This is a genomic window from Novosphingobium sp. 9U, assembly GCF_902506425.1.
Taxonomy (GTDB): Bacteria; Pseudomonadota; Alphaproteobacteria; order Sphingomonadales; family Sphingomonadaceae; genus Novosphingobium.
Map to the genome: position 1 here is coordinate 1 of NZ_LR732542.1, position 9,897 is coordinate 9,897.

General features: G+C 62.4%; 9 protein-coding genes. 2 read left to right on the forward strand and 7 right to left on the reverse strand.

The window, feature by feature from the left end; genetic code table 11:
- The first annotated feature begins 744 nt into the window (after nt 1-744).
- Nucleotides 745-927, forward strand: coding sequence for a type II toxin-antitoxin system HicA family toxin (locus tag GV044_RS21715; protein ID WP_159874552.1), 183 nt, complete (start codon nt 745-747; stop codon nt 925-927).
- A gap of 60 nt (nt 928-987) precedes the next feature.
- A complete protein-coding gene (locus GV044_RS21720) occupies nt 988-1,383 on the forward strand; it encodes a type II toxin-antitoxin system HicB family antitoxin (protein ID WP_159874553.1) in 396 nt (131 codons plus the stop codon).
- Between the two features lie 101 nt (nt 1,384-1,484).
- Here the strand turns inward: GV044_RS21720 and GV044_RS21725 are convergent, their stop codons facing one another.
- The 7 genes from GV044_RS21725 to GV044_RS22500 form a co-directional block, all read right to left on the reverse strand.
- The gene (locus GV044_RS21725; RefSeq protein WP_159874554.1) at nt 1,485-1,787 is read right to left on the reverse strand and encodes a hypothetical protein; all 303 of its coding nucleotides are present in this window, start codon (nt 1,785-1,787) and stop codon (nt 1,485-1,487) included.
- Between the two features lie 615 nt (nt 1,788-2,402).
- On the reverse strand, nt 2,403-2,543 hold the full coding sequence (locus GV044_RS21730; protein WP_159874555.1) for a hypothetical protein: 141 nt from the start codon (nt 2,541-2,543) through the stop codon (nt 2,403-2,405).
- Between the two features lie 275 nt (nt 2,544-2,818).
- Entirely contained in the window at nt 2,819-3,124 is a 306-nt protein-coding gene (locus tag GV044_RS21735; RefSeq protein ID WP_159874556.1) for a hypothetical protein, read from the reverse strand.
- Nucleotides 3,121-6,129: a MobF family relaxase gene (gene mobF, locus GV044_RS21740; protein ID WP_159874557.1), complete on the reverse strand. Its 3,009-nt coding sequence runs from the start codon at nt 6,127-6,129 to the stop codon at nt 3,121-3,123. The genes GV044_RS21735 and mobF overlap by 4 nt, the downstream gene beginning before the upstream one ends.
- A 3-nt stretch (nt 6,130-6,132) precedes the next feature.
- On the reverse strand, nt 6,133-8,547 hold the full coding sequence (locus tag GV044_RS21745; protein WP_159874558.1) for a type IV secretion system DNA-binding domain-containing protein: 2,415 nt from the start codon (nt 8,545-8,547) through the stop codon (nt 6,133-6,135).
- Nucleotides 8,540-8,830, reverse strand: coding sequence for a hypothetical protein (locus GV044_RS21750; protein WP_159874559.1), 291 nt, complete (start codon nt 8,828-8,830; stop codon nt 8,540-8,542). Before GV044_RS21750 ends, GV044_RS21745 begins: the two co-directional genes overlap by 8 nt.
- A gap of 862 nt (nt 8,831-9,692) precedes the next feature.
- Nucleotides 9,693-9,897: hypothetical protein (locus GV044_RS22500; RefSeq protein ID WP_236555177.1), on the reverse strand; the 205-nt coding region annotated here is incomplete at its 5' end.

Here is a 9,897-nt window from a genome sequence, read left to right on the forward strand (position 1 = left end):
GATGAACCTTGGAAGGATCACCCGCGAAGCTCCATCATGCGGCGGCACATGCCGACCGCGAAGACGACCATGCTCCCAGCAACGGCATCTCCAAAGCCCTCTTGCAAACGCCGCTATTAGACGACGAAGGGCCGCTTACGCCCACAGGCTCCCCAAAGCGGTCATTCCGCTTTCCACCAAAAAATTGATCACCGTTGTAATCCATTCTCACCCAGCGCTACTGAGGCGTCAGCGATTGCGAAACCAGGACAACTTTCTTAGCCGAGGCTCTTAGAGTCGCACATCAATTCATCAAACATCGGAACGGCCGTCCGTAGATGCTCGCGTACAACCAAAACGCAAGTGGGCATCGGGGTATGCATTTACAGAGATGTGAGAAAAGAATCGAGTAAAAGCAACGACTTTTGGCGGTTCTGTTAGTTCAACGCGAACCACTCTCCACAAGATGCACTCGGGTCCTTGAGGACCTTAACCGGTGCCAGCCCATCGGTACCATCGAATGCCGTGTTAGCGCACGCCACCCCCCGCTCCGGCCGGGACTGGAAACGTTGCCAGTGACGGCATGCGGACGTGTTTCAGAGGTGGTGAGTCCAAGCCGCCAAAAGAGCGGAGAGCATCACCTGATAGCCGCAGCTTTCTGCGACCAAAAAAGGGCGAGTCGGTGGTGAGCGCATCAACCCGCCGTGTGCATTTATTTGCGCAATGCGCTTGACCTGCAGCTCTACCGTGTGTACATATATGTACATGGAATGGAACAGCAGGCTCATCGTCAAGCGCCTCCAGAACGAAGGCTGGCAGCACGTCTCGACGAAGGGCTCGCACGCGAAGTTCCGCAAGGGTGAGCAGACGGTGATCGTGCCGCACCCGAAGAAAGACCTGCCGAGCGGCACCGCCTGGTCGATAGCGAAGATGGCGGGCTGGCTGTGACCAGCCCCATTCCGATCAAAGCGCTAAGGCGCTCTGCTCTCGGTAGTGAAAGGGAACCACGTGAAGTATTTCTACGCAATCATGGAGCAGGAAGGTGACAGCGCTTATGGCGTGACCTTCCCCGATCTACCCGGCTGCTTCTCAGCTGCCGATCGGATCGAGGATGTCCTGTCGAATGCCAGCGAGGCATTGGAACTTTGGTTCGACGACCAGCCCGAGGTCGAGCCCATGCGGATGGATCAGGTCAAGGCTGCAGCCGCCGATGCGCTGGCGGCCGGCGGCACTCTTCTAGCTGTTCCGTTCATCACGAACGATCACAAGGTTATGCGGGTGAACCTGTCGCTTGAGCGTGGCATCTTGGCTGCGATTGACAAGGCGGCTGGTGAGCGCCGCCTAACCCGATCGGCGTTCCTCGCTCAAGCTGCGCGTAACGAGATCACCGGGGCACATCAGTAGGCCAGCCGACGTCGTCAGCTTTAATGATAGATCAGCGAGATGAACAGGTCGCCGGCGCCGACGGGCGTGTTGTCGTTATCGGCCTCGAAAGCGGTCGCACCTTAGCCGCAGCCCGTGCCCAGGTATATGCCGGTAGGACTGAAGATCTCCTGCAGATCCGCAACTTGGCCCGCGGCGCCGGGCATCTTGAGGTAGATCGTGTCCGTGCCAACCGCCGGTGCCGCCGTACGGTTGTAGAGCTTGAACACCGCCTCACTGGTGTTCTTGTTGTGCGGGCGCCCGCCGGCGATCTTACAACCGCTCGACTTAACCGAGACCGAGTTCGTATCGGCGGTGCTGGTCCGCATGTACACGGTCTGCGAACCGTTCGGCCTCGGCGAGTTGAAGAGGGTGACGCCACCCATGCCGTTGGTGCTCGAGGGTAGCGCGGCCAGGCCAATGTTGCGTTCTGCACGGCAGGCGGCACGGAGCGTAGGAACGCGGTCACGGCCGCCGGATCCGAGGTGTACGCCGAGATGCGCGCACGCACGTAGCGAGACGTCGGAGGCAGGTAGAACAGGCCATTACCGGTTGACGTGTAAGAGTCAGTGCCGACAGCCGAGATCGCGTTGATCGCGGTCCAAGTCGTGTTGTCGTTCGAGCCTTACCAAGTCACGGTCCCGGCCTAGGTGCCGATCAGCTGAGCCGAGACCGCCTGGTAGCCCGTGGTGTCTGCCGTGAACAGGACAGCATCGACAGCTGCGCCTGCGGTTACTGCAACCGCCTTGCTGTCGGCGTACTTGACGTAAGAGCCTTCGGCATCGCCGGCGGCCGGATTGACATCGTTCGGGCTGGGAAGCCCCAGCCTGCCGGCCGGGAGGAGCGCTTCCGATCGACAGCCTCCAGCAGAGCGGCTTATGTGCCATCAGCGTCGACTTTGTTGCATCTGAAGGCCTTCAGCCCCTCGCTGAGCAGTCGTCGATCAGCTTCGGCCCTTGATAAGCCCCATTTGTCCGTAGCACCCTCGCATGGGCTTAAGGTTAGGCGCAGGTGTCGGGATGGGTATGGCCGGCATAGTAGAAGAGGGCTGTGCCGACGAGCGCTTTAGCTGATACCTGTTGCAGCACCCCATTGAGTAGAGCGGTAAATCGTGCGTTATTGCTGTTCGCATCGGGGAGCATCAAGGTTTCATCCTGCCTGATTCAGATCGCGAAGCCCGCCGTCGCGAGCACGAGCGCGACAACACCAGCTAAGATCCCCAGGACCGAATCCGGCGCGCCACGGCGCCGTCGTGGACGACATTTCGGGAATGCGCGATCCGGGTGCGACCGGCGGCGATGCCCTCTCAAAGGTCGATCCCCCCACAACAGCAGCATGGCCGCGATGACGACCACAAGCTCCCGCGGCGGCAGGTCGCCGATCAGCTAGGGGCATAGCCGTAAGCATCAATTTGGCGTCACGCGTCATGAGGCCCTCCGTTGGTCGAGAATGTGCGTTGGTGGTCTGCAGCGGGTTCGACCTCGTCGGGGTCCGGGCCGCGAAGCTGCTCCCAGACCAGCTCAGCGATGCGCCACACGGCAACGAAGGCCATGCCGGAGAAGAATGCGAGCACCCACTGCTCGAGCTGCTCGATGCGGCGCAGCTGGTCGGCCATCTCGGCACACCCTGCGGGAGTGCCCGTATTCGGGTCGCAGGCGTGCTCGAGCAGCTTTCGGCTTTGCTCGACCCAGTCGGTCCACACTGAAGTTCCTGCTTTGGTCACAGGCTGAGATCCAGGTTCTTCTCGGGCACGGGCAGCTGCGGCGTGATCGGCCCGCGCGGCTCGGCCTTGAGTGTCTCGCGATCGACCAGGGGCTTTGGTGGCTCAGCGGGGTTGTTGGCCGCGCCTCCCGGGTTGGCCGCTGCGGGATTGTTGGGCGCGCCGGCACCCTGCGGCGATCGTGCAGGATCGATCGACTTCTCGCCGATCGCCTCGAGGGCGCTCATCTTGTTGCCGGGGTTGCGCTCGATCGAGCGGACGAGCTCGGAGGCATCATTGGTGACGATGGTGATGTCCTCGCGAACGCGGGTCGCCATGACATGCGTCAGGCGCTCGTTGGACAGGTTGCGCTCGGCCGAGTGCATGACGCCGATGCCCTGGTCGGTGGTCATGCCCTGTGCCTGGTGCATGTTGATCGCGTAGGAGAGACCGAGCCGCTCCAGCATGCGGTCGCCATGAGCAAGGTCGATGACGTCGCACTTGGCGTTCTGCACCCGGATGACGTCGGCGCCCACTTCGAGGATCTTGGCGTCCTGCGAGCGGATCAGGTCACGGGACTTGTCGCTGTCGGTCCATCGCACCTTGTCACCTTCGTGGAGTTTCAGGCGCTCCTTCTCGTAGAGGGTCAGCGGGTCCCGATTGTCGTTCGGGTCAAGCTTGGCTGGGTCGAACTTGAGCTTGCGGCCGTGCTCGTCGACCAGGTGGACCTTGCCGTTCTTGTCGACGCGCTCCACCTCGTAACGGCCGCGCTCGAGCCCCGCTGGCCGCGTGCCGAGCATGACGGTCAGGACCTGGCCCGACCGGTAGGTCGCGGCATAGCGCAGCTCTTCGTGTACCGCGTTGACCTGGCTGAGCGTGGTGACGCTGCGGCCCTCGCCGGTGATCGCACCCTCTGCTCGCAGGCCGTCCTGGATGCGCTCATTGAGGTGGGAGCGGGCATCGCGGCCCGACGCGTAGACGGCGGTGCGGTCGCGGTCGTCGGCCGAAAGCGCCAGCCACTTGTCCGCCGCGACCGAGAGGTAGTCGTTGCCAGCTTCCACGATGCGCTCGCCGAGCACCTCGAAGGCCTCCCGGAACTTGCCGCTCCCGGTAAGCGTCGCCACCGCCTTCATGTGGTCGGTCTTCTGGCGCTGGCTGATCTCGAGCCGTGCCAACGACGGGTCATGGCTCTGGACCAGGCTGAAGGCCTTACCAGCGTCGATCGGCTGCAGCTGCTTGCGGTCACCGATCATCACGAGGCGGTCCACCTCGAGCGCGTTGGCGACCGTCACCAGGTTGTTCATCTGGTGGTTGCCGACGAGCGATGCCTCGTCGAGCACCAGGATCGAACCGCGCAGCGCGTTGCTCGAGGCATCATAGCGAGGCCCGCTGCCGGCGAGGGCGCCACGCAAGTGCTCGTTGACGAACGAGGAGACGGTCTGCGCCGGGATCTTCGCCTCGTCCTGCAGCATGGTGACCATCTTGTTGGCGAAGGCGAGGCCGATCACATCGCGGCCTTCTTCCTTGGCAACCGCCGCCATGGTCTCGATCAGGGTGGTCTTGCCGGCGCCGGCGACGCCTTGAACGACAACCGTTCGGTCGGTGGACGAAAGCGCCAGGATGGCGGCGCCGAGCTGCTCGCCATTGAGCGGGCGATCGCCGGCCACCGTCTGCAGGCGCTCGGTGGCTTCGCCTGCAGCCACGATAACGGGGCTGAGGCCTCTGCCCTCGTCGATGCCTCCGAGGAGTTTGCGCTCCTGCGCGATGTGCTCGGGCGTGGTCACCAGCGAGTAGGCGCCATCGTGCCGATCGGACTTGCCGGCGACCAACTGGCCGTTCTCGATCAGAGCCTCGATGCGGGTGTCGACGCGATCGAAGGTGACGCCCTTGATGCCAAGGTCCATCGCCTGCTTAGCAACCTGCCCGCGATCGAACGCGGCCTCGCGCGCGCCGAGGATCCGCACCGCGGAAGCAACCGCCATCTCGGTGCGCAATTCCGATGGTGTCAGCGTCGCGCGAGCTAGACGGTCGGTAGTGAGTGGGTCGGCCGGACGGAGATAATCGCCCAGAGTGGTGCGCAGGTTCGCGAAGAGCTCGCGCATCCCTGAGAGGGTGCCGGCTTCTCGTTCCGCCGAACGATCGCCGGCTCGGCTACGCGCCTCCTCCACCAGAGCCTTGCCGTCGAAGCCCATGGCAGCCGCGCGGTCGCGCCAATCGGCTGTCATTGCCTGTCGATCCTCGACGTTGATCTTGGCGTCGCGGGTATTCACGACGACACGATCCTGCGCTCGTGGGTTCGATACGCCGACTTCGGCAGCCTTTTTGACGACGTCCTCCCGCCGCTGGCTGAACGTCTCGAGGACGCCTTTGGGCACGCCCTGAATCTCGAACTGGCCGTGCTTGCCGGTGATCTCGGTTCGGTAGCCGATCTTCTCCAGCTCGGCCCTCAGAGCGGCGTGATAGGCCGAGCCGATGACGGTATTGTTCTTCCAGATCTCGCCGTTCCAGAGCGCCTTCCAGCCTTGAGCGGTCTTCGTGATCGCTGCGACGACGGCATGTGTGTGGAGCTGCGGATCAAGCTTGCGCGAGGTGTCGTGCTGGAAGGTCGCATAGACGAGATTGCCGGTACGTACCGGCTCACCCTTGCGGCCGTTGGAGTAGTCGCGAGCTTCGGCATACTTGCTCTCGATCATGCCCATGGCGGCGCGCACCGCCTTCTCCTGCGCCACGAGGATGCGCTGGTCGCCGGTGACGAGCGCGAGCACGCTGACGCTCTTGGGTGCCGAGAACGTCAGGTCGAGCCCGGCGCGGCGGTTCTCGGACGCATTGACGACAGTGCCATCAGGTAGCTTGCCGTTGAGCACGTTCTCGAAGTCGGCCTTGCTGACTTCGCCCTTGCGGCCGAGATCCTTGGCACCCGCTCCGCCCCAGGCGCTTAGGCCTTCGGCATGCTCGCCGGTGTAGTAATCGTCCTTGGCGAAGTAGCCGGCCGCGCCTGCGGCCGAGCCGACGGGGGCGATGGAGTGCATCGCCTAGAGCCCCACATCCATGCCGTCATCGAGATCGGGTTCGAGATCCCTTACGTGATCCTTGGCCTTCTCCCCGCCGACGTCCTCGGCGCCGATACCATGCCTTTCCTCGAACGAAATCTGCTGCTCGATCCGATCTGTTTCTTTCTCCTGTCCCGGCTTGTAGTCGCTTGGATCGCGGACCCTGTCGCTCGACTCCACTAGCCCCAGTTCACGGCTTCCGACGCTCGCACGACGCCATTGCGAGGCGCGTTCCTCGCGCGCAGGATCGGTGATCTTGTTTTGGCGGTCCTCCTGGTCATCGACCTTTGACGGACCATGCCGCTGTTCAAACAGATCGCGCGGCGCATCAGGCGCGTCGGGCTCGCCCTTCGCGGTAGACTCCACGCCGTCTGCGGGACCGCGCGCACCCTTTTCTGGCGGCTCGCCATCTGCCTTGGTGACCTGGACATTCTCTCGGCCACCTTCCTCCTCCAAGCCTTTTTTGCGGGCCGGCTTGTAGGCCGCCATGGTCATATCGGTCTTGCGGCAGAACGGCTCGGCGACGGCCGGATAGTCGCGCCATTCAAGCTTGATCCGGCCTGCCGGGAAGCCATCGGGGAACTTCACGAAGCCGTGCATCGAGGGCAGCTCCTTGATGTCATCGGGGATGACGAGTGGCTCGACTTCCTTGCGCGGCGTGAGGGTCGCAGCATCGCGCGTGCTGTTGGCGCCGTAGCTGTAGGCCTCGTCCATGCGGCGCACTTCGCGGTTGCCGATGAAGTCAGCGCAGACCTTGGCCGTGGGCATATCGGCGGTCTTCAGGATCAGCTTGGTGCCTGCGAGCGAAGTCAGGTGAACGGCGCCGTTCTCGCCGTAGGTTTCGGCCAGTTTGCTGAAGCTGTGCATGCCCAGGATGAAGGCACCGCCGAAGGCGCGCGCTGTCTGCAAGCCATGTTCGATCGCAGGCAGGCGGTGCAGCGCATGAACCTCGTCGAAGAGGAACCAGGTGCGAAGGTCGCGCGTGCGCGGCATCTTCATCAGCGCACCTACGGCAAGGTCCATCCACAGCGTGAGGAGCGCGCGATTGAGCGTGAGGTCGGCGTGCGTCGACGAGATGAACAGGATCGATCCGCTGCCGCCGCGCTCGACCATCCAGTCGTTGATCGAGAATGGCGGGGCGCCACCAGGAACGGGATCAGGCAGGAAGCGGATGGCCTGTCCGTTGGTGTTGAATACGGCACGGATGGACTCGGCCATGCGCGCCGCTTCCTTGGCCGTCAGCGGGTCGGCGATGGTGTTCTCGAGCATCCGGTGCACGGAGGCGAGATCGGCCTGCATGAGCCGCGCCGCGATCGCCCCGTTGCTGGTCTCACCGCGCTCGATCAGCTTCATGCACATTTCGACAAAGAGGGTGCGCGCAGCCATCGCCCAGAACGGCTCGGCATTGTCGCCTGAGCTTGGGATGAGGGCCGCCGCGGCCGCCATGAAGTCGGCATGGTTGTGGCAGTCGCTGAAGATCGTCCAGGGCGGACACCGGGTGTCCATAGGGTTCAGAATGAAGTCCCTCTCGTGATCGTAGAACGCCTCGACGAACGCGCCCGTGAGGTCGAAGATCACGCATGAATGGCCGCGGGTTCGAGCCTGGCTCACGAGCGCGCGCAGCTGGGTGGTCTTGCCCGAACCGGTGGTCCCGATGAACATCGTATGGGACTGCTCGAGGCGCCATGGATAGGGCACGCCGGCGAGCGAGTAGGGCACATGGAAACCGCGCCGTGCTCGGTCCTTAACCGTCAGCGCCGCGACCTTCTTGGGGTCCAGCGGCGGGTTGCGTTTGGCGCAGTCGTCGGAGAGCTGGCCCATGTTGTAGCGGCGGATCGCATCGATCAAAACCGGGCGCTCGACGAGCATCGATCCGCGCTCGTGATGCTCGTCCAGGATGTCGCTGCCGCGCTTGCGCGAGAACTCCACGAACCACACTGTCAGCGGCACCGTCAGGAAGGCTGCGCCAATGAAGGAGGCGAGGGTCAACCGGATGCCCTTGTCGACCGCGATGATGACATGGCTGTTGTATTTGACGCTCGCCATCGGGATCAGGATGAGGTCGCCGTTGGGCAGCTTGAGGTTGATGAGCTTGCCCGGAGCGAAGTCCATCATGAGCCAGAAGCTCGACCAGATCCGCATCAGGATCAGGCTTAGTTCCTGGGGCATAAGCCAGAAGTAGGCGATGCTGGAAAACAGGATGATCCAGCAAATCGCGATCACCTGCAGGGGCAGCTTCACGCCCTGCCAGGTCATCAGAACTTCGTGGGTCACGAGCTGCGATCCGCGCGTGAATGACCCGGAGTTTCGCACCACCTTTCCGCGTTCGGAGTGGTGCTTGAGCGGGGCCCGCTTCTTGTTGAAGCGGATGTCGTCGTCGTCCTTTTTCTTACGCATGGAACTTCTCCACGCGCTCGACTGCTAGGTCGAGAAGACGATCCGCAACCTCGGGGTGATCGCGCTTGATGATGATCTCAAGCGCGGCCTGCTGATACTCGATGTTGGCGATCAGTCGGTAGAGGTCGAGGCCGTGCGCGTTCTGCACGAACGGCAGCCCGAAACCTACGGCGAGCCTAAGACACTCTGATACGGATTTGCCTCGGGCCTTTGCTGCACTATCGAGCGCAGCGCGCTCAGCCGGCGTGAGCCGGACGGCAATGACCTGCCGATTGGCATTCATACATGCGCCTTTCGTACAAAAGGCGCCTGGTCTGTGTATCGCGATCCGGCTTATATCGCGGAAACGAGAGAGGGTCCAGCAAGACCGGCCATAATACAAAAGTATTACGTGCAAAGGTCAGAAAATCGCCGAATTCCGAATAAGTGCTGCCGCGTAATACAGACGTATTACGCTGCCACCAGAACGGCTAAGTCACTGCTCTATCGACCATTTCAGGATCTCGGATCCTTCGTGACAACGTGTAGGGTGTGCTTGTAAATGAGGGACTTCGCGCGGCAAATTTCTGTGGATTGATGGCGCCCCTCTCTGAGCAGATATGGTGTCCTGTGAGTACTCTAGGCGCGCAAGCCTGCGCGCCCGATTGCTCGGCTCAATATGTCAGTCACCGCCAAGTTCGCGCTCTGATCCGGTTTGGGGTCCAGTAGCCATCTTGAGCCTACCCACGCGAGAACCGGCTTCGCTTGGACAAACAGTTGGAAACCGCACCTTGTTCGTCCCAGTAGCCCCCTGCCCTACAACCATAACCATGGCTAAATGCCCTCGGCTATTATTGGGGATCGACACACGGGTGCCAGCGACGCGCCAGTGCAAAGCACGGGCAATGATCGACGTGACCAGCTTTCGAGTCCTGGGAGGAGGTGCCACAGTGTCTTACGCCGATCGAGTCAGTCTCGGGAGATAGGGCGGGCGCCAAGGCTCGCATCGAGCGCGATCTGGGATGCACCACTGGATGAGCGCGGAATATCGCGGCGATGAACCGTACTCCTCAGGCTTATCGACAGCATTTTTGGCCGTGCCTCCTCTGATCGCTTTTGTTGGCTTATTCTGGTCAATAGGCCCGCTCTAAGAGGCATGCGCTTGCTCACAAGTACGTCGGAATGACTTCTGTGGACGCCCCATCGGATGCAAGCAGTAAATTGGGGTACATCGGCACGTAGTCGGATGCTGCCATCTGTCCGGCCTCGATGTGCAGCGCTTTTGCTGCGGGCCAGTATGGGAGTTCGCGGACTGGATCCATTTCAGCAAGGCGCGCTTGGTTAGCGCTCTGCCATTCACTGGTTCTTCCA

Bases quoted from the DNA above. Each gene is read 5' to 3' on its own strand.
- GV044_RS21715 (WP_159874552.1), top strand. From the start codon at position 745: ATGGAATGGAACAGCAGGCTCATCGTCAAGCGCCTCCAGAACGAAGGC.
- GV044_RS21725 (WP_159874554.1), bottom strand. From the start codon at position 1,787: ATGGGTGGCGTCACCCTCTTCAACTCGCCGAGGCCGAACGGTTCGCAG.
- GV044_RS21730 (WP_159874555.1), bottom strand. From the start codon at position 2,543: ATGCTCCCCGATGCGAACAGCAATAACGCACGATTTACCGCTCTACTC.
- mobF (WP_159874557.1), bottom strand. From the start codon at position 6,129: ATGCACTCCATCGCCCCCGTCGGCTCGGCCGCAGGCGCGGCCGGCTAC.
- GV044_RS21745 (WP_159874558.1), bottom strand. From the start codon at position 8,547: ATGCGTAAGAAAAAGGACGACGACGACATCCGCTTCAACAAGAAGCGG.
- GV044_RS21750 (WP_159874559.1), bottom strand. From the start codon at position 8,830: ATGAATGCCAATCGGCAGGTCATTGCCGTCCGGCTCACGCCGGCTGAG.